Annotated in this window: 19 protein-coding genes; 12 read left to right on the top strand and 7 right to left on the bottom strand. The window is 59.3% G+C overall.

Annotated elements, in window-relative coordinates; all coding sequences use genetic code 11:
- Positions 1–157 precede the first annotated feature (157 nt).
- From RG836_RS18660 to RG836_RS18635, 6 genes are all read right to left on the bottom strand, one after another.
- The gene (locus RG836_RS18660) at positions 158–1,147 is read right to left on the bottom strand and encodes a hypothetical protein (RefSeq protein WP_310848269.1); all 990 of its coding nucleotides are present in this window, start codon (positions 1,145–1,147) and stop codon (positions 158–160) included.
- A gap of 317 nt (positions 1,148–1,464) precedes the next feature.
- Positions 1,465–1,728, bottom strand: coding sequence for a colicin E3-like toxin immunity protein (locus RG836_RS18655; RefSeq protein WP_310848267.1), 264 nt, complete (start codon positions 1,726–1,728; stop codon positions 1,465–1,467).
- 190 nt (positions 1,729–1,918) lie between these two features.
- Positions 1,919–2,140 carry a DUF7683 domain-containing protein gene (locus RG836_RS18650; RefSeq protein ID WP_310848265.1) on the bottom strand — a complete coding sequence of 74 codons (222 nt, stop codon included), beginning with the start codon at positions 2,138–2,140 and terminating at the stop codon, positions 1,919–1,921.
- A 353-nt stretch (positions 2,141–2,493) separates the two neighbouring features.
- Complete coding sequence (locus RG836_RS18645; RefSeq protein ID WP_310848479.1) at positions 2,494–2,655, bottom strand: hypothetical protein; 162 nt, start codon at positions 2,653–2,655, stop codon at positions 2,494–2,496.
- A 397-nt stretch (positions 2,656–3,052) separates the two neighbouring features.
- Positions 3,053–4,303 carry a ribonucleotide-diphosphate reductase subunit beta gene (locus RG836_RS18640; protein ID WP_201120113.1) on the bottom strand — a complete coding sequence of 417 codons (1,251 nt, stop codon included), beginning with the start codon at positions 4,301–4,303 and terminating at the stop codon, positions 3,053–3,055.
- 698 nt (positions 4,304–5,001) lie between these two features.
- On the bottom strand, positions 5,002–5,265 hold the full coding sequence (locus RG836_RS18635) for a DUF2790 domain-containing protein (RefSeq protein ID WP_310848262.1): 264 nt from the start codon (positions 5,263–5,265) through the stop codon (positions 5,002–5,004).
- 414 nt (positions 5,266–5,679) lie between these two features.
- Between RG836_RS18635 and acs the strand changes: the two genes are divergently transcribed.
- The 7 genes from acs (at position 5,680) to argR (ending at position 13,515) form a co-directional block, all read left to right on the top strand.
- Positions 5,680–7,635 carry an acetate--CoA ligase gene (gene acs / locus RG836_RS18630; RefSeq protein ID WP_310848260.1) on the top strand — a complete coding sequence of 652 codons (1,956 nt, stop codon included), beginning with the start codon at positions 5,680–5,682 and terminating at the stop codon, positions 7,633–7,635.
- Positions 7,636–8,225: 590 nt separating this feature from the next.
- Positions 8,226–8,999, top strand: coding sequence for an ABC transporter substrate-binding protein (locus RG836_RS18625; protein WP_310848258.1), 774 nt, complete (start codon positions 8,226–8,228; stop codon positions 8,997–8,999).
- 91 nt (positions 9,000–9,090) lie between these two features.
- Positions 9,091–9,780, top strand: a complete 690-nt coding sequence (locus tag RG836_RS18620; protein ID WP_007951063.1) for an ABC transporter permease — start codon at positions 9,091–9,093, stop codon at positions 9,778–9,780.
- On the top strand, positions 9,777–10,475 hold the full coding sequence (locus RG836_RS18615) for an ABC transporter permease (RefSeq protein ID WP_310848254.1): 699 nt from the start codon (positions 9,777–9,779) through the stop codon (positions 10,473–10,475). Before RG836_RS18620 ends, RG836_RS18615 begins: the two co-directional genes overlap by 4 nt.
- A gap of 1 nt (position 10,476) precedes the next feature.
- Positions 10,477–11,589, top strand: a complete 1,113-nt coding sequence (locus RG836_RS18610; RefSeq protein WP_310848253.1) for a succinylglutamate desuccinylase/aspartoacylase family protein — start codon at positions 10,477–10,479, stop codon at positions 11,587–11,589.
- Positions 11,590–11,616: 27 nt separating this feature from the next.
- Complete coding sequence (locus RG836_RS18605) at positions 11,617–12,381, top strand: ABC transporter ATP-binding protein (RefSeq protein WP_192305779.1); 765 nt, start codon at positions 11,617–11,619, stop codon at positions 12,379–12,381.
- A 153-nt stretch (positions 12,382–12,534) separates the two neighbouring features.
- Positions 12,535–13,515 (top strand): transcriptional regulator ArgR, encoded by a 981-nt coding sequence (argR, locus tag RG836_RS18600; RefSeq protein WP_310848251.1) that lies wholly within the window; start codon positions 12,535–12,537, stop codon positions 13,513–13,515.
- Here argR and RG836_RS18595 read toward each other — a convergent pair whose 3' ends face one another.
- On the bottom strand, positions 13,516–18,567 hold the full coding sequence (locus tag RG836_RS18595; RefSeq protein ID WP_310848249.1) for a dermonecrotic toxin domain-containing protein: 5,052 nt from the start codon (positions 18,565–18,567) through the stop codon (positions 13,516–13,518). It lies immediately after the preceding gene.
- Between the two features lie 308 nt (positions 18,568–18,875).
- Between RG836_RS18595 and RG836_RS18590 the strand changes: the two genes are divergently transcribed.
- From RG836_RS18590 to astB, 5 genes are all read left to right on the top strand, one after another.
- Positions 18,876–20,096: an aspartate aminotransferase family protein gene (locus RG836_RS18590; RefSeq protein WP_310848247.1), complete on the top strand. Its 1,221-nt coding sequence runs from the start codon at positions 18,876–18,878 to the stop codon at positions 20,094–20,096.
- Between the two features lie 230 nt (positions 20,097–20,326).
- On the top strand, positions 20,327–21,346 hold the full coding sequence (gene aruF, locus RG836_RS18585) for an arginine/ornithine succinyltransferase subunit alpha (RefSeq protein WP_310848245.1): 1,020 nt from the start codon (positions 20,327–20,329) through the stop codon (positions 21,344–21,346).
- 47 nt (positions 21,347–21,393) lie between these two features.
- Positions 21,394–22,422 (top strand): arginine N-succinyltransferase, encoded by a 1,029-nt coding sequence (gene astA / locus RG836_RS18580; RefSeq protein WP_310848244.1) that lies wholly within the window; start codon positions 21,394–21,396, stop codon positions 22,420–22,422.
- On the top strand, positions 22,419–23,885 hold the full coding sequence (gene astD, locus RG836_RS18575; protein WP_310848242.1) for a succinylglutamate-semialdehyde dehydrogenase: 1,467 nt from the start codon (positions 22,419–22,421) through the stop codon (positions 23,883–23,885). The genes astA and astD overlap by 4 nt, the downstream gene beginning before the upstream one ends.
- Before the next feature lie 138 nt (positions 23,886–24,023).
- Positions 24,024–25,370 carry an N-succinylarginine dihydrolase gene (gene astB / locus RG836_RS18570; RefSeq protein WP_310848240.1) on the top strand — a complete coding sequence of 449 codons (1,347 nt, stop codon included), beginning with the start codon at positions 24,024–24,026 and terminating at the stop codon, positions 25,368–25,370.
- The last annotated feature ends 10 nt before the right edge of the window (positions 25,371–25,380 follow it).

Raw genomic sequence — 25,380 nt, 5'->3', positions numbered from 1 at the left:
TCTCCGGGCTCGAGAGTGGCGATTCAAAATATACTGTGTTTTTGTACAGTTGTTTTGCGCCCGGATCAATCTCAAATTTTTGATGGTTTGATTTTTTACGGAGCGATAGACCGACTGGGAGCGTGAAGATCAATTTCAGATCCGCCTCGAGCGGCTGTTACCTCTGCGCCAACCCCGGCGCCTCCCGCACCATGAAGTGATCCAGATTCTCGATATTGGCGCTGAACACCCCGAACGTCTGCTCAGGGTTTTTCTTGCTCGGCACCTGCTTCAACTCCGGCGTCACACCATAAAAGAAACAGAACAGCTCCCGCTCACTCTCGATGGCGTGCTTGATCTCTTGTAGAAACGCCTTGCGCTTGCGGTAGGTGTCGATCAGCTTCTTGCTCAGATAAACATTCACCGAATACGGCTTCTTCTTCGCCTCACCGGCCGCTTTGACCCACACTTTCTGCTCGAAATCGATGCGAAAGCTCTGGGTGTAATCCTTGATCTGCCTGATCTTGCCCCAGTAAATCAGCTCTCTGTTGTCCTGCAGGTATTCAATCTTCTTGAAGAAAGACGCATACGGCGCCTGATGCTCGCCGATCTTCAGCGGCATGCGCTTGAGCAACTCCTTGTCGGCGAAGTTCGAGACAAAACACTCCACCGGATGGGCAAAGACGCTGGTTTTATCCGGCGCTGATTCTCTCTGCGGCGTCTCGGTGGTAGTGGCCGGTGCGTGAGTAAACGGTGCATCTCGCGCCACGTCCGCCGAATCCACCGGGTTCGACGGCTTGCGCACATACTCACGGCGCGTCAGTAACAATTCCGACGGGAAATGTTCCTCCGGCCCGTTATCCGATTCCGCACCGTCCGCCTCAACACCCACCGCCGACGCCTTCAGGCTAACGTAAGGACAACCCTCGACATGCCGCGTACTCGGCAGATTCTTGAAGTGCGGCGTACGCACGTAATTCACATTCTTGGCATTGAACGTCCCCAAGCCATTCGCTGCATCGAACGCCACGCGACAAGCATCGTTGGGGCACAGGAACTGCTCCTGCGCCGAATCGAACGTCACGGTTTCATCGAAATTCAAATCCCGCACGTCATAGATCGACAACTTGTCGTCGAGGCTGAGGCAATAGGCGAGGTCGAATTTCATGGCAGGCTCGGGCCGGGAGGGAAGGGTATTAATAGCGGGAGGCGGGGCGGGATGCACTGACTGTTTTCAAATTGCCGCAAAAGCTGCGGCAACCCACTGAACCTGTGGGCGAGCTTGCTCGCGAATCCCAGACCCAACACCGCAACCAGGTTGTAAACACTATTTGTGGCGAGGGGGCTTGCCCCCGTTGGGCTGCGAAGCGGCCCCAAAACCAGCGACTGCGGCGTATCAGAAATGTCGAATGGCTAGCAGCGACGACTGCTGCGCAGCCGAGCGGGAGCAAGCTCCCTCGCCAAAAACACAGTAATCCTCGGCGTTCACTTCGATGGCCACCGATCCCTGTAAACAAACGCGACCTGGTAGTCATATGAGAGCAACTGAAGGGGATGTCGAAAATGGGGCTGAAGCGTGTCCACCCACTGCACAGAGACGTTGAAACCTCCATTGTTCACATTACCTTCAATCGGCAGGCCCAATGCTTCAATGACGGATCCATCATCGCCAAAGTCTTTCGATAACTCTTCCCCTTCGCCCATCTCAGTTCGTTTGTCATACCACTCCAAACTGATTTTCAGTCCCATATCAGCCTCAAAATTTTGTGATGCTTCCGTCAAGCAGCCAGCCTACGCCAGGCAGCTTTAGTGGCGAGGGAGCTTGCTCCCGATGGGCTGCACCGCAGCCCCAATACCTGCGACTGCGGCGCATCCAGCAAACCAAACGATATGGGCCAACAATTGCCGCACCGCCTTGGGATATGAAGGAAAACACGTTTTAAACATTGCAACTGAGTTGGAATTTGAAAAGAGGATCGTAAATTTTCTTCTCCATCAGTTTTTCCAACGCTTCAATCTGTCCGCGCGAGAGGTCATAGCCTTCCCAGCCTTGCTGTTCCGTTGTCCACCCCATTATTTTTTTTATATCTTCGTCTGCCCCACTCGGTAATTCTTCCTCGAATTCTAAAAAGCCGCTTCTTTTATCAAAAGCTTCAATCATGTACTTCATCGTTTTACAGGCGTCATCCGCAGTTGGTTTTATCGCCGACACTCAGTCCCAGCGTTAGCGGACGGGAGGCAGATGTCAGGAGCACGGCATATGCACATCCAGGTTGGCTCAGACGCATTGTCAGCTTTCAAAGCTAGTTAAAAACAGAGTCAAGTCATTAGGGAGCGATATCGTACAAACTTGCTCAATAGCTCTGATTTGGCTTTTTGTAAGTTGGTAATCATAGACAAAATCTTCTTTACTCTCCCAACCCATTACCCGAGCGAGTTCATTACTTGGAATTTTCAAGGTGGTTTTATAAGATGTGAAATCTTCTCCATCTCGAACACCCATTATTGTGTGTTTCAACGATCTGTTCCCCCGTGCTGGCTCAGATGGTTTTGGGTTTCATGGCTATCGCGTTCAAAAGCATCCTGCTTGGCGAGCGTGGCGTCATAAGCATTTTGTCTGGCTTCATCCCCGGCAGGAGAGTGCTTAACCCGTGGAATGTCCTTGTTGCCAGCCATTGAACATCCTTCTGTTCATCCATCGAAAGCCCCTAAAAAGGGACTGCACGAAGTTAACGAACGGAACGGATCGAGGCTGTAGGACGTGTCTTGAATGATGTTCGGAGTTATCGCTGTTTACGGACTTCAGCCTGCCAGCCGCCAGCCTGTGAACGCAATTCTTGTAATGCTATCTGTAAAACGGTGCCTTTTCGCCTCAGCCTTCGCACACACCTTTCTCCAACTCAGCTACCCAGGCGCGAATTCTCGGATCACCGCAGTGCGGAAGCGGCTTATGAGATGTTGGTCAGCGATGGGGGGGGCAAGCGACCACAAAAAAGCCCCGATTTGGTCGGGGCTCTTTTTTTCTGACTGATTGATTCAACTAGCAATCGTCAAGTCGCGGCAAACTCGGAAATCAATCCCAGCTAAGCGCACCACCCGTCTGATACTCAATAACTCTCGTCTCAAAGAAATTCTTCTCTTTCTTCAAGTCCATAATCTCGCTCATCCAAGGGAACGGGTTGGTCGTCCCTGGATATTCCTCTTTCAACCCAATCTGCGAAAGACGACGGTTAGCGATGAACTTGAGGTAGTCCTCCATCATCGCCGCGTTCATGCCGAGAACGCCGCGCGGCATAGTGTCACGCGCATATTCGATTTCCAGTTGTGTGCCCTGCAGGATCATCTGCGAAGCTTCTTCCTTCATTTCGGCATCCCACAGGTGTGGGTTTTCGATTTTGATCTGGTTGATCACGTCGATGCCGAAGTTCAGGTGCATGGATTCGTCGCGCAGGATGTACTGGAACTGCTCGGCGACGCCGGTCATTTTGTTGCGGCGGCCCATGGAGAGGATTTGGGTGAAGCCGCAATAGAAGAAGATGCCTTCCAAAACGCAGTAGTACGCGATCAGGTTGCGCAGCAGTTCTTTGTCGGTTTCGACGGTGCCGGTTTCGAACTTCGGATCGGAGATCGAACGGGTGTATTTCAGGCCCCAAGTGGCTTTTTTCGCGACCGACGGGATCTCGTGGTACATGTTGAAGATCTCGCCTTCATCCATGGCCAACGATTCGATGCAGTACTGGTAGGCGTGGGTGTGGATCGCCTCTTCGAACGCCTGGCGCAGGATGTACTGGCGACATTCCGGGTTGGTGATCAGGCGGTAAACCGCCAGGACCAGGTTGTTGGCCACCAGGGAGTCGGCGGTGGAGAAGAAGCCGAGGTTGCGCATGACGATGCGGCGCTCGTCGTCGGTCAGGCCTTCCGGGTCTTTCCAGAGGGCGATGTCGGCGGTCATGTTGACTTCTTGCGGCATCCAGTGGTTTGCGCAACCGTCCAGGTATTTCTGCCAGGCCCAATCGTACTTGAATGGCACGAGTTGGTTGAGGTCGGCACGGCAGTTGATCATGCGCTTTTCGTCGACGGCGACGCGGGCGGAGGCGCCTTCGAGTTCGGCGAGGCCTTCAGCGACGTCGAGGGTGTCGAGCGCTGCCTTGGCACGAGCGATGGCGGCGGAATCGGACGCAGTGACAGCGCGCGCTTCTTGCGCGGCGACACCGCCAGCGGTGTCGAGTCGGTCCATGTTGGCTTCAGTCGCGTGGCCGGCGTTGGCGCCTTTTACCACGGCTTCGCCGCTGTCTTCTTTGTCGAATTCGTCCCAGCTCAGCATGACGTGTCGTCTCCTGCGTGAGGGCCAGATGTGCCCGTGTGATGGTTGTTCACACGGCCTACTGGCCGCGTTGGATCTTAAGGAATCGTTTGTTGCAGCAGCTAACGCAGGCAATAAACAGAAAATTGTACCGGTGTACTGAAGCCACGAAAGGACGCAGTGGACTGCGTGGGCCTCAGGCTGCTGTCCACTCCCTGTAAGGGAATATTGCAGGCCGGTTTAAGGCGGCATTATAGGGAGTTTTTTAACGCTGTGTTGCGGCGAAATGGCTCACGGCAGGGTCGACGACGGCCGTTTCGGCAGCGAAGCAAGGCACGGCGGGGGTTTGCCCGGTGGAGATTTTTTTTGACTATTTTTGAAGGCCTGGAGGAGGGGTAGAGGCGAGGTTTTTCATGCAAATAGCTGTAGGCTAGATGGGACGTGGCTTGCAGCGGTTTTGACCACAGTGATGTGTGCAGTTTGACGGGAAAATGGTATCGGTCGGTGATTGATCAAAAAACAGCCATATTTCGGATTTTTCACTACATGTTGTGTTTTTCGAGCCGTTTGGGCGCTCCGAGGCACTAGGCGAGATGATCAAAAAATCATCAGGCTGGTTTCAATTTTTGATCAAAAAACGAACAAATCGAGCGCGAAACAGGCGTTCAAGTATCGGCGCCGCAAGACCGATTCCCTGCGGCCGATACTCAAGGCATTCATCAGCTGTTGGAGCAGCCGTTGCCCATCACTTTGTAGCTCAGAATATGGCGCTCACCTTTGGAGTCGTCGTATTCCATTTTCATCGGCACTACAGCACATACATTCGGAACTTCGCTCATGGAAACAACTTTGGCAATGTCCAGATGGGTGGCGTAAGTGTATTGCTCGACAACTGGTTGTTGCTGCGCGGCATCAGTCTTCGCCTCGCCAGCCATGGCGGTTGCGCACAGACTGCTGAGGGCCAGAGCTAATAAAGCTTTCATTTCAGATTTACCTTTTTGAGGTCGAAAGGGGTCACGCAACCTTTATGGGGTTGCGTGTGTAACTTCAGTGTTGAGACTTGGATTAACGGCCTTCGTGGGGGCTGTAGCGTGTTAATCGATTGCCTGGTTGGCGAGACGGATTCTAGGCGCCGAGACCTGCACCAAACAGACCTGCTTTTGATAAACACTGTTGGTGATTCTTGTAACAATCGCCCGGGAATTCCGATTGCCGCCCAACTCGGGGCGAAGATGAAAAACCCTTAACAAACGCGCAGAGCGCCGGGCTTGAGGCGTCGGTGGTGGTAGCGCCACATTCTGTAGGGGCTTGTTACTACCATCGTCGAATGGTTCTATGCAGCAGCCCCGGCTACAACGGAGTCATACAAAAACAACTATTCCACCGAGGTAAGAAAGATGAGTGCGGCTTCTCTGTATCCCGTTCGTCCCGAGGTAGCAGCCAACACGCTGACTGACGAGGCCACCTACAAGGCCATGTACCAGCAGTCGGTCGTCAACCCGGACGGCTTCTGGCGCGAACAAGCCCAGCGCCTCGACTGGATCAAGCCTTTCACCACGGTGAAGCAAACCTCGTTCGACGATCACCATGTCGACATTAAGTGGTTCGCCGATGGCACCCTGAACGTTTCCTACAACTGCCTCGACCGTCATCTGGCCGAGCGCGGCGATCAAATCGCAATTATTTGGGAAGGGGATGACCCGGCCGAGAGCCGCAACATCACCTACCGCGAGTTGCACGAACAAGTCTGCAAATTCGCCAACGCCCTGCGTGGCCAGGACGTGCACCGCGGCGACGTGGTGACCATCTACATGCCGATGATCCCCGAAGCCGTGGTCGCCATGCTGGCCTGCACCCGGATCGGCGCGATTCACTCGGTGGTGTTTGGCGGTTTTTCGCCGGAAGCCCTGGCCGGTCGCATCATCGACTGCCGTTCGAAAGTGGTGATCACCGCCGACGAGGGCGTGCGCGCTGGCAAGAAGATTTCGCTGAAGGCCAACGTTGACGACGCCCTGACCAACCCGGAAACCAGCAGCATCCAGAAAGTCATCGTGTGCAAGCGCACCGGCGGCGACATCAAGTGGAACCAGCATCGCGACATCTGGTACGAAGACCTGATGAAGGTGGCCGGCACCGTTTGCGCGCCGAAAGAAATGGGCGCCGAAGAAGCGCTGTTTATCCTTTATACCTCGGGTTCCACCGGCAAGCCGAAGGGCGTGCAGCACACCACCGGCGGTTACCTGTTGTACGCGGCCATGACCCATGAGCGCGTGTTCGACTACCGCCCTGGCGAAATCTACTGGTGCACCGCCGACGTTGGCTGGGTCACCGGCCACAGCTACATCGTCTACGGCCCGCTGGCCAACGGCGCGACCACGTTGCTGTTCGAAGGCGTACCGAACTACCCGGACATCACCCGGGTGGCAAAGATCATCGACAAGCACAAGGTCAACATCCTCTACACCGCACCGACGGCGATCCGCGCCATGATGGCCGCGGGCAAGGCAGCGGTCGAAGGCGCCGATGGCAGCAGCTTGCGTCTGTTGGGTTCGGTGGGCGAGCCCATCAACCCGGAAGCCTGGGACTGGTACTACAAGAACGTCGGCCAATCTCGTTGCCCGATCGTCGACACCTGGTGGCAGACCGAAACCGGCGGCAACATGATGAGCCCGCTGCCTGGCGCACACGGCTTGAAACCGGGTTCGGCGGCGCGTCCGTTCTTCGGCGTGGTGCCGGCGCTGGTGGATAACCTGGGCAACATCGTTGAGGGCGTTGCCGAGGGCAACCTGGTGATTCTCGATTCGTGGCCAGGCCAGGCGCGCACCCTGTACGGCGACCATGACCGCTTTGTCGACACCTACTTCAAGACCTTCCGCGGCATGTATTTCACCGGTGACGGCGCTCGTCGTGACGAGGACGGTTACTACTGGATTACCGGCCGTGTGGACGACGTGCTTAACGTTTCCGGCCACCGCATGGGTACCGCCGAGATCGAAAGCGCCATGGTTGCCCACCCGAAAGTCGCCGAAGCGGCGGTGGTGGGTGTGCCGCACGACATCAAGGGCCAAGGCATTTATGTCTACGTAACCCTGATCGGCGGCGAAGAGCCGAGCGAGCAACTGCGCCTGGAACTGAAAAACTGGGTGCGCAAGGAGATCGGCCCGATTGCTTCGCCGGATGTCATCCAGTGGGCGCCCGGCCTGCCGAAGACGCGTTCGGGCAAGATCATGCGCCGCATCCTGCGCAAGATCGCCACGGCGGAATACGATGGGCTGGGCGATATCTCCACCCTGGCCGATCCGGGTGTGGTGCAGCATTTGATTGATACGCACAAGACCATGAATGTCGCGTAAGCACTTTTATTAAGTCATCAAAACCCCGCCGGGTGTGAGCCTGGTGGGGTTTTTTATTCTTCATGATTTTGTGTCGTCTGGTCGGGGGCCTCTTCGCGGGCAAGCCCGCTCCCACAGGGATTTGTGTGAGCCAAATATTTATCGACCGCCACCCATCTGTTACCCATTCAGCAAATGTGTAACCCGCCGCCCGGGAACGGGGCGTTGCGAAACGGAAATCCCCTACAAGCGGGCGTTCCACGTCCTTCAGAAAATTAGGCAAAAGCCTAGGCTTGCCGGATTAGAAGGCTTTGCCAATAATGGGCGCGCAATTTGCTACGTGTATCGGTTCACTGTCTTTTGGCTTTGCATGAAATTGCAGGGCTGTCAACGTGCCCAAACGGCTTTCTCAGCGCTTCTGTAATTAGTTGTCGCATTGAAGAAATATCGGCTTCGGGCCTGTCGTTAGAATGCCGATCACTCGCTCGTCGTTGCCTGTGCCAAAACCGGCTCAGGCGTTTACGGTCGCAGCACCGCGTTGCGGTTCCACTCATTCGCATATTGGGCTAACGCTCACTCTGCCGTTTTGCCCTCTACCGATGGAGTCCCAGATGAAGAAACTTGTGCTGCTTGGCGCCCTGGCACTGTCCGTGCTGTCCCTGCCGTCGTTCGCCGACGAGAAGCCACTGAAAATCGGAATCGAGGCGGCTTACCCTCCGTTCGCGTCGAAAGCGCCGGACGGCAGCATCGTCGGTTTTGACTACGACATCGGCAACGCCCTGTGCGAAGAAATGAAGGTCAAGTGCCAGTGGGTCGAGCAAGAATTCGATGGCCTGATCCCGGCCCTTAAAGTGCGCAAGATCGACGCCATCCTGTCGTCGATGTCGATCACTGAAGACCGCAAGAAGTCTGTGGACTTCACCAACAAGTACTACAACACCCCGGCGCGCCTGGTCATGAAGGCCGGCACTCAGGTGAGCGATAGCCTGGCCGAGCTCAAGGGCAAGAACATCGGCGTGCAGCGCGGTTCGATCCACGAGCGTTTCGCCCGCGAAGTCCTGGCCCCGCTGGGTGTCGAGGTCAAGCCTTACGGTTCGCAGAACGAAATCTACCTCGACGTGGCCGCCGGTCGCCTCGACGGCACCGTGGCAGACGCTACGCTGCTGGATGATGGCTTCCTGAAAACCGACGCCGGCAAAGGCTTCGCGTTCGCCGGCCCGGCCTTCACCGACGTCAAGTACTTTGGCGACGGCGTTGGCATCGCGGTGCGCAAGGGCGATGCTTTGAAAGACAAAATCAACAGCGCGATCGCGGCCATTCGTGAGAACGGCAAATACAAGCAAATCCAGGACAAGTACTTCGCCTTCGATATCTACGGCAAGTAATACGTCCCCGCGACTCGTCGCCAATGGCGCAAGCAACAGGATCTCTGCGGTTTGCGCCATTTTTTCATCCCCCCATTCGAGGACCTGAATCATGTTGAAAGGCTACGGGGCTGTCATCCTCGATGGCGCTTGGTTGACGCTTCAGCTCGCCTTGTCCTCCATGGCTCTGGCGATTGTGCTGGGTCTGATCGGGGTTGCGTTGCGCTTGTCGCCGGTGCGCTGGCTGGCCTGGCTGGGCGACCTGTATTCGACGGTGATTCGTGGCATTCCCGACCTGGTGCTGATTCTGCTGATTTTCTACGGCGGCCAGGACTTGCTTAACCGCGTCGCGCCGATGCTCGGCTACGACGACTACATCGACCTCAATCCCTTGGCCGCCGGTATCGGCACCCTGGGCTTTATCTTCGGCGCATACCTCTCGGAAACCTTTCGCGGTGCGTTCATGGCGATCCCCAAAGGCCAGGCCGAAGCCGGCATGGCGTATGGCATGAGCAGCTTCCAGGTGTTTTTCCGGGTGTTGGTGCCGCAGATGATTCGCCTGGCGATTCCGGGCTTCACCAATAACTGGCTGGTGCTGACCAAGGCCACCGCGCTGATTTCCGTGGTGGGCCTGCAAGACATGATGTTCAAGGCCAAGCAGGCGGCCGATGCCACCCGCGAGCCTTTCACCTTCTTCCTCGCAGTGGCGGCGATGTACCTGGTAATCACCAGCGTCTCGTTGCTGGCATTGCGTCACCTCGAGAAGCGCTACTCGGTAGGCGTAAGGGCGGCTGATCTATGATCTTCGACTACAACGTCATCTATGAGGCCCTGCCGCTGTACTTCAGCGGTTTGCTAACGACCCTCAAGCTGCTCGCGCTGTCGCTGTTTTTCGGCTTGCTGGCGGCACTGCCCCTGGGCCTGATGCGCGTCTCGAAAAACGCGGCCGTCAACATGACCGCGTGGCTCTACACCTACGTCATCCGCGGCACGCCGATGCTGGTGCAGCTGTTTTTGATCTACTACGGCCTGGCCCAATTCGAAGCGGTGCGCGAGAGCATTTTCTGGCCATGGCTGTCCAGCGCCACCTTCTGCGCGTGCCTGGCCTTTGCGATCAATACCAGCGCCTACACCGCCGAGATCATCGCCGGCAGCCTGCGCGCCACGCCGAACGGCGAGATCGAAGCGGCCAAGGCCATGGGCATGTCGCGCTACAAAATGTACAAGCGCATCTTGCTGCCATCGGCCCTGCGCCGCGCGCTGCCGCAATACAGCAACGAAGTGATCATGATGCTGCAGACCACCAGCCTGGCGTCGATCGTCACCCTGATCGACATCACCGGTGCCGCGCGTACGGTCAACGCCCAGTATTACTTGCCGTTCGAGGCCTACATCACCGCCGGCGTGTTCTATCTGTGCCTGACCTTCATCCTGGTGCGCCTGTTCAAACTCGCCGAGCGCCGCTGGCTGGGCTACCTCGCCCCACGGAAGCACTGATATGGAACGCATCGATCACGTCTTGCCATGGAATCACCTGGGCAGCGAACGCCAAGTGTCGGTGTTCCGCTTCGGCAGTGGTGAGCGCAAGGCTTATATCCAGGCCAGTTTGCATGCCGACGAACTGCCGGGCATGCGCACGGCGTGGGAACTGAAAAAACGCCTCGGCGAACTTGAAGCCCTGGGCGTGCTCAACGGTGTTATCGAGTTGGTGCCGGTGGCCAATCCGCTGGGTCTGGGCCAACTGCTGCAGGGCAGTCACCAAGGGCGATTCGAGGCCGGCAGCGGCAAGAATTTCAACCGTGATTTCGTCGAATTGAGCGAGCCGGTCGCGGCGCTGCTGAAAGGACGCCTGGGCGACGATCCCCACGCCAACGTCCGTTTGATCCGTCAGGCCATGAGCGACGTGCTCGCGGCATTGCCGCCGGCTGCCAGCCAGTTGCAAGGCATGCAGCGAGTGTTGCTCAGTCATGCCTGCACGGCGGATGTGGTGCTGGACCTGCATTGCGACGCCGAGGCCGCGCTGCACATGTACGCCTTGCCGCAGCACTGGCCCCAGTGGCGCTCGCTGGCCGCGCACCTGAACGTGCGGGTCGGGCTGCTGGCGGAAGATTCCGGCGGCAGTTCGTTCGACGAAGCCTGTTCGCTGCCGTGGCTGCGCTTGTCGCGACATTTTCCAGAGGCTCAGATCCCGCTGGCCTGTCTGTCGACCACCATTGAACTCGGCGGCCAGGCGGACACCGCCCGCGCGGACGCCGAAGCTTACGCCGAAGGCATCCTGGCGTTCCTCGCCGAACAAGGTTTGATCAGCGGCGACTGGCCCCAGCCCGCGTACGAAGCCTGCGAAGGACTGCCGTTCGAAGGCACCGAATTGCTGTTTGCGCCGCACCCCGGTGTGGTGAGTTTCCTGCGTCGGCCCGGTGAATGGGTCGAGACTGGCGACGAGATTTTTGAAGTGATCGATCCGTTGTCCGATCGCGTCAGCACGGTGTGTGCTGGCACGTCCGGGGTGCTGTTTGCCGTTGAACGGCTGCGTTATGCCCAACCCGGTTTCTGGCTGGCCAAGGTGGCGGGGCGCGAAGCGCTGCGGCACGGGCGCTTGCTCAACGACTGACTGACTGTTTTTGTGAGAACCGACCGCATGTACAAACTTGAAGTCCAAGACCTGCACAAACGCTACGGCAGTCATGAAGTGCTCAAGGGCGTGTCCCTGAAAGCGGCGGCCGGTGATGTGATCAGCATCATCGGCTCCAGTGGCTCCGGCAAAAGTACCTTTCTGCGTTGCATTAACCTGCTGGAACAGCCGCACGCCGGTCGGATTCTGCTCAACAACGAAGAGCTGAAACTGGTGGCGAACAAGGACGGCGCCATGAAAGCCGCCGACCCGAAGCAGCTGCAGCGTATGCGTTCGCGGCTGTCGATGGTGTTCCAGCATTTCAACCTGTGGTCGCACATGACCGCGCTGGAAAACATCATGGAAGCACCGGTCCACGTGCTAGGCGTTCCGAAGGCCGAAGCCCGGGAAAAAGCCGAGCACTACCTGAACAAGGTCGGCGTGGCCCACCGCAAAGACGCGTATCCGGGGCATATGTCCGGCGGCGAGCAGCAGCGCGTGGCGATTGCCCGAGCGCTGGCGATGGAGCCGGAAGTGATGCTGTTCGACGAGCCGACTTCGGCCCTCGACCCGGAACTGGTGGGCGATGTGCTCAAAGTCATGCAGGCCCTGGCCCAGGAAGGCCGGACCATGGTGGTGGTGACTCATGAAATGGGTTTCGCCCGTGAAGTGTCGAACCAGTTGGTGTTCTTGCACAAAGGTGTCGTCGAGGAAAGCGGCAATCCCCGTGAGGTGTTGGTCAACCCTCAGTCGGAGCGTTTGCAGCAGTTCCTCTCGGGCAGCCTCAAGTAATCAAGACTGCCGTTACGCACCTGGATAGTGCATGCTTCGCAGCTCAAAGCCAGCTCCCACAGGGGACAGATGCTGGTTTTGGGATTTGCGTTCACTTACGGGCTAGCATTGGCCCACGCCTTCATTACTGTTCTTCGTTTCGGATTGCCCGCCATGACTGCCCATCGAATAGGTTTCCTGATTTGGCCCAGCACGAAAGCGTTGACGCTTGCGCTGGCTGAGGAGGCCTTGCGTGTCGCGCAACGGGTGCATCCGGACGTGATTTACGAGTTGTCGTTTTTGCAGGCTGAGTCGCCCGCCGAGGGGGCGTGGCAATTGCCGGGCGAACCTTGGGCGGGCAAGCTCGAAGGCTTGCAGAAGCTGTTTTTACTCGCGGATGAGCCGCCAACCACCCTGGCCCCGGCCTTGAGCAGCGCGCTGAAACAACTGGTGCGCGCCGGTTGTGTGATCGGTGGTTTGTCCGCCGGCGTTTACCCCCTGGCACAACTCGGTTTGCTCGACGGTTATCGCGCCGCCGTGCACTGGCGTTGGCAGGACGATTTCGCCGAGCGTTTCCCGAAAGTCATCGCCACCAGCCATCTGTTCGACTGGGATCGCGACCGTTTGACAGCGTGCGGCGGCCTGTCGGTGCTCGACCTGCTGCTGGCGGTGCTGGCCCGGGATCACGGCGCCGAACTGGCCGGCGCCGTGTCCGAAGAACTGGTGGTCGAACGCATCCGTGAAGGCGGCGAACGCCAACGTATCCCTCTGCAAAACCGCCTCGGCTCCAGCCATCCGAAGCTCACCCAGGCGGTGTTGCTGATGGAAGCCAACATCGAGGAACCGTTGACCACCGACGAAATTGCCCAGCACGTGTGCGTGTCCCGTCGGCAACTTGAGCGGATCTTCAAGCAATACCTCAACCGTGTGCCGAGCCAGTACTACCTGGAACTGCGCCTGAACAAGGCCCGGCAGATGTTGATGCAAACCAGCAAGTCGATCATTCAGATCGGCCTTTCGTGTGGCTTCTCCTCGGGGCCGCATTTCTCTAGCGCGTACCGCAACTTCTTCGGTGCCACGCCGCGGGAAGATCGCAACCAGCGGCGCAGCAGTAGCCCATTCGAGTTGTCGTCGGTGCCTTCCGAGCGCGGCTGATCAATCCTCTGGTGTTGAATCGTCGGACTCCGAGACCTCCAGTTCGGCTTCATTGATAATCGACTCCACTCCAAAATCCACGCCGGTCCTGCGGAAGTAGGCGTGTAGCAACTGAACACTTTGTCCGGTAAACGGGTTACCGCGCAGATTGATGCTTTCGGCGATCTCCATAGGTAGCTCCAGCAAATCGCTCGGCAGGTTCTGAATCTGATTGTGGCTGAGGTTGGCATCATCGAGCGATCTAAGGCCCAGCATTCCGTTGGGCAGTTCAGTGAGCTGGGTGTCATTGAGGATCAGGGTTGAGAGCGCGGACATTTGGCTGACATCCGGCGCGAGCATCAGTGGGTTTTGGCTCAGGTCAAGAATGTCCATTTTATCCATCCCGGCCAGGCCTGCGACGGTCTCGGGCGTGAGGGTTAGGTGGCAGTTGGTCAGCACCAGCGATCTCATTTGCCCCATGGTGAGCACCGCGTCGGGGATGGTTGCCAGGCGATAGTTGTTGATCGTGAGGGCCTTGAGCTTGGCAAAACCGCGCAAGAACTCGCTGCCGACGTGGCTCAGACCGGTTTCGTTGCTCATGTACAGGTGCGACACATGGCCGAAGTCCGCCTCCAGGGCAGGCAGGCCGCCAGTAACTGGCATGTCGAGCACGAGCTCGTAAGACGCTGCGTCGGGGTCCGAGTCTTCCTCGAACCCATCCCTATCTATTTCCTTACGCCAGGCTTTTTCCATCTCACGTTTGAAATCGTCCCGGATGCTGTGCTCGGCCAACAGTTCCTCGGGCGTGAAGGGGGCTCCGCTGGCGGGGTGCACTTCAGGAACATCCGCTGTCCAGTTCGCCAGCGTGTCGACCAGGGTGCGGTACTCGTCTTCCAGGCGCGTCAGCTCCGTGCGCCCTGATTCCAGCGTGCCGGGCAAGCGGTAGACGAATGCGCTGGCCTCTTCGCGATCCAGGCGCGGATACAAAAGGACTGCGCGCTCCAGGTCTGCTTGCGGCGCGCTAACCCCGTAGTCCTGACCGCTGGACTGGTAACTGGCCTTGATGCGATTGCGCGTAGCGACGGATAGCGGGTTGTTGTCGAATTCGAAGTTGTTGACGCGGCTTGGCGGCAGGTCAAACAGTTCGACCGGCAAATGGCTGATCACATTGTCGGTGAAGATGGCCGTACGTAATTTTGTCCGGGTGGCCAGGCCCTCGGGTGTGCTGGTCAAGCCGCAGCCGCCAAGGTCCAGGTATTCCAGGTCCGGCATTGCCTCGAGGCTCACGCCCATGCCCAATGGATTGCGGTACAAATCGAGCGTGTGCAGTTGGTGCAGAGAGGCGATCACCGACTGGCTTTCCGGGGTGAGCCTCAACATGCAATTGCTGATGATCAACTGGTTCAGATTCGGCCGGGTCGCCACTACTTCGGGCAAGGTCGGCAGCGCGATATTGCGCACGGCCAGTTGGCGCACGCCGGTGAATGTATTCAGGAACGCGCGAGCGCCGAGCGTGTTTTCGTTGCCCTCGAGTATCACGTAGGTGATGTGGCTGAAATCGGCAGTCAGCCGCGGGAACTCGCCAATCAGTGGGCGAGTGAACTGGAACAGGTAATCGGGATCGCCACCCTGGGCGGCGGGGTCGGTAATCGGGGTCTGGCGCCGCCAGCATAAGCGCAGCTGGTCTGCCAGGATGGCGCGGTTATCCGCGGCGGCGGCTAATTGCGCGGGTGTCAGTGGGGCGCCCGTAAATGGGTGATGGTGCACTTCCGTCTGAGCCCATGTGCGCAAATCGGCGTCCAGTTGGGTGAACTCGGCGAACAGCCGTGACAGCTCAATCCGCGCGCCCGACGGGTGCTGTTGTAGGGTGCGGGCAAAGTCAGCAATTTGTTCAGGACTCAGGGACGGGTAGAGGTCGCGGACCCGGGAATTAAGTGACGGTGCGCCGGGATGACGATACGGATAACCGTCGGTCCCCCCAGGAAGACGCATGAGTCGCGGATCGTAAGCAGGCTTGAGCAAGGGGTGTGAGGCCAGTAGCCGTTGCACCTCGTCGTGGGCCGGCGAATGGCGCGCGATGGCTTGTTTCAGCGCCGGACCTTGACCGATCTGTAGCTGGATCCGCTGCCGCTCGTTGTCCGGTAAGGCCTTGAGCACGCAGTTATAGAAATCCTCTGCCCCGGACAATTGTTGGCCGGCGTCGTCGTAAGCCTGGTAGAGACCCTCTTCGAGTTGCACCAGCACTTTGCGCGCCGGCGCGGTGGCCAGACCCGTATTGTCAATCACATCGCCTTCGACGCTGTAGCGGGTAACGTCGATGCGCACCTCGCCGGACCAGCCCGGCAGGCGTGCCAGCGAATGCAGGGCCAGACGGTGGGTGTCCGGGTTGTCGCAGGAATCCAGGTCCAGACCTTCCCGTGCACGGACCGCCCGTACGTTTTGCAGTGTCCAGCGAGCCAGTTCCCGCAGGCGTGGCGCAACGACGCCTTGTTCGAGCTGTTGCCATTCAGTGGCGCTGGCGCTCAACAGCAGTTCTTCGGCGGCGCCCCCCGGCAGGCCGGGTACCGCATCTACCAGATGCTGCGCCAAGGGATCGATGTCACGTTGTTGCGCGCGATAACGCGCGTCGAACAATGCGCTGCGTTGCTGCTGTGCAATCTGCGCCAGTTTGACGCGAAGCTGAGTGGCGCGTGCATCCAGCGACAGCGCAGGCGCGCCGAAACGCTCTGCGGCCAGTGCCTTGATGTCGGCTTCACTGAGGCCCTCGAGCGCGGCTTTCAAGACATCGCCACTGCCTGGGCGAATGTCATGAATTGTAGAAGACGGACCGTCCTGGTAGCTGCTTTGCCACACCACGTCGCCGCGTCCGTCGATCAAGCGCAGCCCTTTCTGTTCGGGCCAAGGCAGGCGCTCTGTCAGCAGTTGCAGCTGGGTCGGGCCATCGGCGGCAAGGTAAGTGGCGGGATCGTCGCTGGCGAGTCGCGCAATGAAGGTGTGCAGCTCCCGGTCGATTTTGAAGCGGGTCAACGTGTCGGCCAGCAGCGAGGGCAGGGGCTCAAGGTCCACATGCAGCTTGCGCACGGCGTTCTCGTGGTAACCGCTGACCTTCAGCGCTGTTTCCCGATCGCTCGCCGACAGGGTGTCCGCGATTCGTCCAAGACGCTGCATGACCTTGTCTCGGCTCCAGGTCAGTGGTTGATCGAGTTCAGTTTGCCAACTGCCCTGGCCATTATGGTTCAGGCGGGGTTTGTAAGCTTCGGGCCGGCGCGGGTGTTCGATGCGATACCCCGGACGCTCTTCGCCTTGTGCGACCGAGTAGCGCTTGCCTTCCAGCGCCAGGATCATCCTGTCGCCATGCTGCTGAAGGCCTCGCGCGTCGGGCTGGGACTCGGGCAGCGCATCCGGTTGTTCATAGGGCGTCAGGTCACCATTCCAGTAACGGGTTCGCCCATCGGTGGATTTGACGGGGATGAAGCGATCGATGAAGTCAACCCATTCGCGGGGCAATGCTTGGCGAAATTCTGCAACCGCGATACTGCCGCCTGCGGCGAAGGCGCCGAGCTGCACCAGTGATTCAATCACACCCATCGTGTGTGCGAAGGCCTGTTGCGTGAGGCCCTGCGCCCAGTCGACGATGCTTTCGAAGGTCTCGTCGAGTACCTGGTACGCGGTGTACGCCAGCATCAGTTCGCCGAGAAAGGGGACAAAAGGCAGGGCGACGAACGCGGCAATTTGCAGCAACGTCGAGGCGATTTTCGTGAAGGAGTCCCAGCGTTCCCAGCGAGCGTTGCGATCGGCGCTGGCGGTGGACACGGCGAGGGTGCGGGCGTCGTTCAGTATCTTGTCGAGCTTGCTCTGATGCAGATGCGTCCACACATCGCTGGTAATCGGGCGCGCGGCAAATTGCAGGTTGGTATGGGCGGCCGCATCGGCGCGCCAGGAGGGGCGCGCGTCGCCGTAGGCTCGCTGATGCCAAGTGGTGTGAGTCAGGCGTTGGTTCAAGTCGGAGAAGAAGTAGCCGCGATCGGCATGGGCGACGAAGCGGCTAAAGAAGGTCTGGTACTCCGTGTCGCGCAGCTTTCGGCTCAGGTCGGCCATCAAGTGAGCCCCTGACGGATATTCTTTCAGCGGTTGCTGCGGGTCATCCGGGATGTAAGCAATCACCGGGACTGTGTCGCGGTTGCGCTCAAGGTCTGGGGCAAACAGCAAGATGCCTGTCAGCGGCGCCGACATCATCGTCAGCTCGTGGCACAGCAGCGGTTTGCCGGCGAGTAGCATGCCGGGCACGCCGTCTACCAGGCCCCGAATCGAGCGATAGGTGTCGGGCGACAATGGCTCCCTGCTGACAACCGCCAGTTCCAGCGCCATGTGCAGGCTGGCTTGGTGGCTCGCCTTGATTTGCGGTTGCAGCACGGCGTTAACCATCGGGTCGCTGACCCCCAGGTTTTCGCTAAGCATGAGCTGGTACTTTCCGCCGAGATCCAGTTCTCGGCACAGGCGCGCGAAGTCAGCAATCCCGAGACGATCCTTAAGGTTGTCGAGGACCTCGAATCGGCCCGCCGCAGTGGGTTGGGTGATGTAGGTCGAGTCGGCCTCGTAAGCGTCGTTTTCGGTTTCTGCGGGTTCGAAGTTGTGCAGTGCCGCGTCGAGCAGGGAAACCGTCCAGGTGCGAGCGGCGCCGGACTTGATCGGGAACCAGGGGATGGAGGCCGGGATATACAGGCGCAGCCAGGTGGTTCTGACATCCAGATCGAGCCCGTATTGTTGTTTTAGGGCGTCACGAAGCAATGGCTCGCCAAATGAATGAGCGTCTTGCAATCGTTCCAGGTGTTGGTCGATGGCGTTCTGCGCCTTCCAGTACGTGCCGTTCTGCCTTTTTAGAACGCGGTGTTGTTCGAAGGTCAGGTCCTTGAATCGATCAACGAGGTCGGGCGGGGTCGCCGCCAATGCGGTGCGGCGCGAGGCGGAGGCAGTCAGCAGCCATGGCGGCAGCGTTGTCGCCAGATGGCTGTAGTGCGTGTCGGGATGCTGCGGCCATAGCGGCAGGTGTTGCGTGTCTATCGGAGGATTCATGGCGCTGTCCTTTTAGCGGGTCGAGCGTGCTATCAGAACCGGACGCCAATTTTCATGTGCGGTATATATATACCGCACATGAAAATTTGACTTGAATTCAAATGTCGCCAGCGCTGCCGTTACACCCGCACATCGGTTTAAACTGCGCCTTTGCGACGGTATATGTCGCATTGCCGTAAACCCGTTGAATTCCGGGGTTTGCGCTATAAGAAGTTGTCGCTTGGCGGCAAGGCCGGGCGGAAAACTGTCCTTACAATCCTCACCAAGCTCGCCAGTTCCAGGCGAGTGTTCCTCATCAGGAGACTCCGATGTCCGTTGAGCACGCTGCGGTAGAACGCGCAGATTTCGATCAGGTTATGGTTCCCAACTACGCGCCTGCGGCTTTCATTCCCGTGCGTGGTGCCGGTTCTCGCGTGTGGGACCAGTCTGGCCGCGAGTTGATCGACTTCGCTGGCGGCATCGCGGTCAACGTGCTCGGGCATGCGCACCCGGCGCTGGTCGGCGCGCTGACCGAGCAGGCGAACAAGCTGTGGCACGTGTCCAACGTGTTCACCAACGAGCCCGCGCTGCGCCTGGCGCACAAGCTGCTCGACGCGACCTTTGCCGAGCGTGCGTTCTTCTGCAACTCCGGCGCCGAAGCCAACGAGGCCGCGTTCAAGCTGGCCCGTCGCGTGGCGTTCGATCGGTTCGGCAGCGAGAAGTACGAAATCATCGCCGCCCTCAACAGCTTCCACGGCCGCACACTGTTCACCGTGAATGTCGGTGGCCAGTCCAAATACTCCGACGGTTTCGGGCCGAAGATCACTGGCATTACCCATGTGCCGTACAACGATCTGGAAGCGCTCCGGGCCGCTGTTTCGGACAAGACCTGCGCCGTGGTACTGGAGCCGATCCAGGGCGAAAGCGGTGTGATCCCCGCTGAACTCGAATACCTGCAAGGCGCCCGTGAGCTGTGCACCGCGCACAATGCGCTGCTGGTGTTCGATGAAGTGCAAACCGGCATGGGCCGCACCGGCAAGCTGTTTGCTTACCAGCATTACGGCGTGACGCCGGACATTCTGACCAGCGCCAAGAGCCTGGGTGGTGGTTTCCCGATCGCGGCAATGCTGACCACCGATGAACTGGCCAAGCACCTGGTGGTGGGTACCCACGGCACCACCTACGGCGGCAACCCGTTGGCGTGCGCAGTCGCCGAAGCGGTGATCGACGTGATCAATACCCCGGAAGTGCTGGCCGGCGTGAACGCCAAGCACGACAAGTTCAAGGCGCGCCTTGAGCAGATTGGCGCCAAGTACGGCGTGTTCACCCAGGTACGGGGCGTTGGGCTGTTGCTCGGTTGCGTGCTCAATGACGCCTGGAAAGGCAAGGCCAAGGATATTTTCAACGCCGCCGAGCGCGAAGGTCTGATGGTCCTGCAAGCCGGCCCGGACGTGGTGCGTTTCGCCCCGAGCCTGGTGGTCGACGACGCTGACATCGATGCCGGTCTCGACCGTTTCGAGCGTGCGCTGGCCAAGTTGACGCAGGCTTGATAGACCTTTCGGCGCCCGACCCGTCGGGCGCCGAAACGAATTTTTTGTTCCGGGCTGGATTATTCAATGTGGGAGCGGGCCTGCTCGCGAAGAGGGCGTGTCAGTCGGCATCTCGGGTGCCTGATACAGCGCTTTCGCGAGCAGGCTCGCTCCCACACTCGACTCTGATGGGCTTCAGAGCCGCCCCGGCTATTTTTCTTCTGTAAGTTTTCTAGGAAAGGAGTGACACCATGTTGGTGATGCGCCCCGCGCAAATGGCTGATCTGGGCGAGGTACAGCGTCTGGCCGCAGACAGCCCGATTGGTGTCACTTCCTTGCCGGATGACGTGGAACGACTGAGCGATAAGATCGCTGCGAGCGAAGCGTCGTTTGCCGCTGAGGTCAGCTTCAACGGTGAGGAAAGTTATTTCTTCGTCCTGGAAGACACCGCCACCGGAAAACTGGCGGGCTGCTCGGCGATCGTCGCCTCGGCGGGGTATTCCGAACCGTTCTACAGTTTCCGCAACGAGACTTTTGTCCACGCGTCCCGCGAACTGAAGATCCACAACAAGATCCACGTGCTCTCGCAGTGCCACGACCTGACTGGCAATAGCTTGCTGACCAGTTTCTACGTGTTGCCTGAGCTGGTGGGTTCGCCGTGGTCAGAACTTAACTCCCGCGGCCGTTTGCTGTTTGTCGCCAGTCATCCCGAGCGCTTTGCCGATTCGGTGGTGACCGAGATCGTCGGCTACAGCGACGAAAATGGCGACTCGCCCTTCTGGGATGCCATCGGGCGCAATTTCTTCGACCTCAACTACGCCGCCGCCGAACGCCTGTGTGGCCTGAAAAGCCGCACCTTCCTCGCCGAGCTGATGCCGCACTATCCGATCTATGTACCACTGCTGCCGGACTCCGCCCAGGAAGCCATGGGCCAGGTGCACCCTCGGGCGCAGATCACCTTCGACATCCTGATGCGCGAAGGTTTTGAAACCGATCATTACATCGACATTTTCGACGGTGGCCCGACCCTGCACGCGCGGATTTCTGGGATTCGCTCGATTGCCCAGAGCCGCGTGGTGCCGGTAAAAATTGGCGAGGCGGTCAAAGGCGCCGGGCGGCAATACCTGGTGGCCAACGCCCAGTTGCAGGATTACCGCGCAGTGTTGCTTGAGCTCGATTACGCGCCAGGCAAACCGGTGATTCTGGACCTTGACGCGGCCGAAGCCCTGGGCGTCGGCGAAGGTGCGAGCGTGCGCCTGGTGGCGGTTTAAACAGCGAGTTTCGCGGGTGGCGCAGGCGGCCCGTTTGAGGAGATAGCATGATCGTTCGTCCCGTACGCAGCAGCGATTTACCCGCTCTGATCGACTTGGCCCGAAGTACCGGCACTGGTCTGACCACCTTGCCGGCCAACGAGGAACGTCTGGCCCATCGGGTCGGCTGGGCCGAAAAGACCTTTCGCGGTGAAGCCGGGCGGGGTGATGCGGATTACTTGTTCGTGCTCGAAGACGATAGCGGCCGTGTCGTGGGCATTAGCGCCATCGCTGGCGCGGTTGGCCTGCGCGAGCCCTGGTATAACTTTCGGGTCGGCCTGACGGTCAGCGCGTCTCAGGAGCTGAATATCTACCGGGAAATCCCGACGTTGTTCCTGGCCAACGACCTGACCGGTAACTCGGAACTGTGCTCGCTGTTTCTGCATGCCGATTACCGCAACGGGCTCAATGGCCGCATGTTGGCCAAGGCGCGGATGCTGTTTATCGCGGAGTTCCCGCAACTGTTCGGCAACAAGATAATCGCCGAGATGCGTGGCATGTCAGACGATGCTGGGCGCTCGCCGTTCTGGGAGAGCCTGGGGCGACACTTCTTCAAGATGGAATTCAGCCAGGCCGACTATCTGACTGGCGTCGGCAACAAAGCCTTCATCGCTGAGTTGATGCCGAAGTTTCCGCTGTACACCTGCTTCCTCTCGGAAGGGGCGCGCAACGTCATCGGCCAGGTGCATCCGGACACCGAGCCGGCGTTGTCGATGTTGCGCAGCGAAGGCTTCAGCTACCAGGGTTACGTCGATATTTTCGACGCCGGCCCGGCCGTGGAATGCGAAACCGGCAAGATCCGCGCAGTCCGCGACAGCCAGGCCCTGGTGCTCGCCGTAGGTACGCCAGGCGACGACGCCACGCCTTTCTTGATTCACAACCGCAAGCGCGAAGACTGCCGGATCACCGCCGCCCCTGCGCGCTTTGCCGCCGGCACTCTGGTGGTCGACCCGCTGACCGCCAAGCGCCTGCAACTCAACGCCGGCGATCAGGTGCGCGCCGTTCCGTTGTCAGCTACTCGGGAGTCGAAACAATGAATTCGTTGTACATCGCCGGCAGTTGGCTGGCTGGCCAAGGTGACGCCTTTGAATCATTGAACCCGGTGACCCAGCAAGTGCTGTGGTCGGGGCAGGGCGCCACGGTCGAACAGGTGGAATCGGCGGTGCAAGCGGCTCGCCAGGCATTTCCGGGCTGGGCGCGGCGCACGCTTAACGAACGCATCGCGGTGCTGGAAGCCTTTGCCGCCAGCCTGAAAAACCACGCCGACGAACTGGCCCGCTGTATCGGTGAGGAGACTGGCAAGCCGTTGTGGGAATCGGCCACGGAAGTCACCAGCATGGTCAACAAAGTTGCCATCTCGGTGCAGAGCTACCGCGAGCGCACCGGCGAAAAGAGCGGCCCCCTAGGCGACGCCACTGCCGTGCTGCGCCACAAACCGCACGGTGTGGTGGCGGTCTTCGGTCCTTACAACTTCCCGGGGCATTTGCCGAACGGGCACATCGTGCCCGCGCTGCTGGCGGGTAACAGCGTGCTGTTCAAACCGAGCGAGTTGACGCCAAAAGTTGCTGAGCTAACGGTCAAGTGCTGGATCGAGGCCGGGCTGCCGGCGGGTGTGCTGAACCTGCTGCAGGGCGCGCGGGAAACCGGGATCGCCCTGGCGGCCAACCCTGGCATCGACGGTTTGTTCTTCACCGGTTCGAGCCGCACCGGTAACCATCTGCACCAGCAATTCGCCGGGCGTCCGGACAAGATTCTGGCCCTGGAAATGGGCGGCAATAACCCGCTGGTGGTGGATCAAGTGGCGGACCTCGATGCAGCGGTCTACACCATCATTCAGTCGGCGTTCATTTCGGCGGGACAGCGTTGCACTTGCGCCCGCCGCCTGCTGGTGCCGGAAGGTGCCTGGGGCGACTCGTTGCTGGCGCGGCTGGTGACGGTCAGTTCGACCCTTGATGTCGGCGCATTTGACCAGACACCGGCGCCGTTCATGGGCTCGGTCATTTCCCTTGGCGCTGCCAAAGCGTTGATGGACGCTCAGGCGCAGCTGCTGGGCAATGGCGCCGTGGCGTTGCTGGAAATGACTCAACCGCAGGCGCAAGCGGCGTTGCTCACGCCGGGCATTCTGGATGTCACGGCGGTGGCTGATCGTCCGGATGAAGAGCTGTTCGGCCCGTTGCTGCAAGTGATTCGCTACACCGATTTCGAGTCGGCCATCGCTGAAGCCAACGACACCCAATACGGCTTGGCAGCTGGCTTGCTCTCGGACTCCGAAGCACGCTACCAGCAGTTCTGGTTGGAAAGCCGCGCCGGTATCGTCAACTGGAACAAGCAACTCACGGGCGCCGCGAGCAGTGCACCGTTCGGCGGTGTCGGTGCGTCGGGTAACCACCGTGCCAGCGCTTATTACGCAGCGGATTATTGCGCGTATCCGGTGGCGTCACTGGAGACGCCGAGCCTGGTGATGCCAGCGGCCCTCACGCCTGGCGTGAAGATGGCGTGATGCCCGTTCGCAAGCAGGCTCGCTCCCATGTTGGAATAGATTTCCCTGTGGGAGCGAGCCTGCTCGCGAAGGCCGCACCGCGGTCGCACTGACTTGTACTGAAGCTTATAAAAACCAGATTCTCGTGGAGCCTCGCTGATGAAATCCTATGAAGTCAATTTTGACGGTCTAGTGGGGCCGACCCATAACTACGGCGGTTTGTCTTACGGCAACGTCGCGTCCCAGAGCAACAGCCAGCAGTCTTCCAATCCCAGGGAAGCGGCGTTGCAGGGCTTGTCGAAAATGAAAGCGTTGATGGACATGGGGTTTCAGCAAGGCGTGCTGGCACCGCAAGAACGGCCGGACGTGGGCGCCCTGCGTCGTCTGGGGTTTGGCGGCAGCGATGCGCAAGTCATCGAGCAGGCCGCCCAACAGGCGATGCCGTTGCTGGTGGCGAGTTGCTCGGCATCGAGCATGTGGGTGGCCAACGCGGCCACGGTCAGCCCGAGTGCCGACACCGCGGACGGTCGCGTGCATTTCACCGCCGCCAACCTCAACTGCAAATATCACCGCAGCATCGAACACCCAACCACCAGCCGCGTGCTGGGGGCGATGTTCGCCGACCCCAAGCACTTTGCCCATCACGCCGCGTTGCCGGCAGTGGCACAGTTTGGCGACGAAGGCGCGGCCAACCACACGCGTTTCTGCCGTGACTACGGCGAGGCCGGGGTCGAATTCTTTGTGTTTGGTCGCAGTGCGTTCGACACCCGTTACCCGGCCCCGCAGAAATATCCGGCGCGCCAGACCCTCGAAGCGTCCCAGGCGGTCGCGCGGTTGCACGGTTTGAAAGACGACGGCGTGGTGTACGCTCAGCAGAATCCATCGGTCATCGACCATGGCGTCTTCCACAATGATGTGATCGCCGTGGGCAACGGCGAGGTGCTGTTCTACCACGAGGACGCGTTCCTCGAAACCGAACAGATGCTGGCCGAACTGGCAGGCAAACTCGCCAAGGTCGGTGGGACATTTCAGTCTGTGTGTGTTCCGCGTTCCGCGGTCACTGTCGAGGATGCGGTTCGGTCCTACTTGTTCAATAGCCAGCTTCTGTCGCGTCCCGACGGCTCAATGCTGTTGATTGTTCCGGAAGAGTGCCGCAGCAACGAACGCGTCTGGCACTACCTGCAAGGCCTGACCAGTGCGGGCGGGCTGATCCGCGAAGTCCAGGTATTCGATCTCAAACAGAGCATGCAGAACGGTGGTGGCCCGGCTTGCCTCAGGCTTCGCGTGGCGCTCAATGAAACCGAACTGGCGGCGGTCAACCCTGGGGTTATCATGACGGCACCGCTGTACGGCAGCCTGACCCAGTGGGTCGACAAGCATTACCGCGATCGCATGACCGAAAACGATCTGGCAGACCCGCAATTGTTGCTTGAATGCCGGACGGCACTGGATGAACTGACGCAAATCCTTAAACTGGGCGCGGTTTATCCCTTCCAGATCAATTAAGACCCCACGC

The sequence above is a fragment of the Pseudomonas rhizozeae genome (genome assembly GCF_031583775.1).
In the GTDB taxonomy this organism is placed as follows: domain Bacteria; phylum Pseudomonadota; class Gammaproteobacteria; order Pseudomonadales; family Pseudomonadaceae; genus Aquipseudomonas.
The sequence above is the reverse complement of the archived record's forward strand: the minus strand, read 5'-3'. Positions and strand labels throughout refer to the sequence as shown.

What these genes read in the sequence shown, in the direction of transcription:
- RG836_RS18660 (WP_310848269.1), bottom strand. Translation starts at nt 1,147, where the DNA reads ATGAAATTCGACCTCGCCTATTGCCTCAGCCTCGACGACAAGTTGTCG.
- RG836_RS18655 (WP_310848267.1), bottom strand. Translation starts at nt 1,728, where the DNA reads ATGGGACTGAAAATCAGTTTGGAGTGGTATGACAAACGAACTGAGATG.
- RG836_RS18650 (WP_310848265.1), bottom strand. Translation starts at nt 2,140, where the DNA reads ATGATTGAAGCTTTTGATAAAAGAAGCGGCTTTTTAGAATTCGAGGAA.
- RG836_RS18645 (WP_310848479.1), bottom strand. Translation starts at nt 2,655, where the DNA reads ATGGCTGGCAACAAGGACATTCCACGGGTTAAGCACTCTCCTGCCGGG.
- RG836_RS18640 (WP_201120113.1), bottom strand. Translation starts at nt 4,303, where the DNA reads ATGCTGAGCTGGGACGAATTCGACAAAGAAGACAGCGGCGAAGCCGTG.
- RG836_RS18635 (WP_310848262.1), bottom strand. Translation starts at nt 5,265, where the DNA reads ATGAAAGCTTTATTAGCTCTGGCCCTCAGCAGTCTGTGCGCAACCGCC.
- acs (WP_310848260.1), top strand. Translation starts at nt 5,680, where the DNA reads ATGAGTGCGGCTTCTCTGTATCCCGTTCGTCCCGAGGTAGCAGCCAAC.
- RG836_RS18625 (WP_310848258.1), top strand. Translation starts at nt 8,226, where the DNA reads ATGAAGAAACTTGTGCTGCTTGGCGCCCTGGCACTGTCCGTGCTGTCC.
- RG836_RS18620 (WP_007951063.1), top strand. Translation starts at nt 9,091, where the DNA reads ATGTTGAAAGGCTACGGGGCTGTCATCCTCGATGGCGCTTGGTTGACG.
- RG836_RS18615 (WP_310848254.1), top strand. Translation starts at nt 9,777, where the DNA reads ATGATCTTCGACTACAACGTCATCTATGAGGCCCTGCCGCTGTACTTC.
- RG836_RS18610 (WP_310848253.1), top strand. Translation starts at nt 10,477, where the DNA reads ATGGAACGCATCGATCACGTCTTGCCATGGAATCACCTGGGCAGCGAA.
- RG836_RS18605 (WP_192305779.1), top strand. Translation starts at nt 11,617, where the DNA reads ATGTACAAACTTGAAGTCCAAGACCTGCACAAACGCTACGGCAGTCAT.
- argR (WP_310848251.1), top strand. Translation starts at nt 12,535, where the DNA reads ATGACTGCCCATCGAATAGGTTTCCTGATTTGGCCCAGCACGAAAGCG.
- RG836_RS18595 (WP_310848249.1), bottom strand. Translation starts at nt 18,567, where the DNA reads ATGAATCCTCCGATAGACACGCAACACCTGCCGCTATGGCCGCAGCAT.
- RG836_RS18590 (WP_310848247.1), top strand. Translation starts at nt 18,876, where the DNA reads ATGTCCGTTGAGCACGCTGCGGTAGAACGCGCAGATTTCGATCAGGTT.
- aruF (WP_310848245.1), top strand. Translation starts at nt 20,327, where the DNA reads ATGTTGGTGATGCGCCCCGCGCAAATGGCTGATCTGGGCGAGGTACAG.
- astA (WP_310848244.1), top strand. Translation starts at nt 21,394, where the DNA reads ATGATCGTTCGTCCCGTACGCAGCAGCGATTTACCCGCTCTGATCGAC.
- astD (WP_310848242.1), top strand. Translation starts at nt 22,419, where the DNA reads ATGAATTCGTTGTACATCGCCGGCAGTTGGCTGGCTGGCCAAGGTGAC.
- astB (WP_310848240.1), top strand. Translation starts at nt 24,024, where the DNA reads ATGAAATCCTATGAAGTCAATTTTGACGGTCTAGTGGGGCCGACCCAT.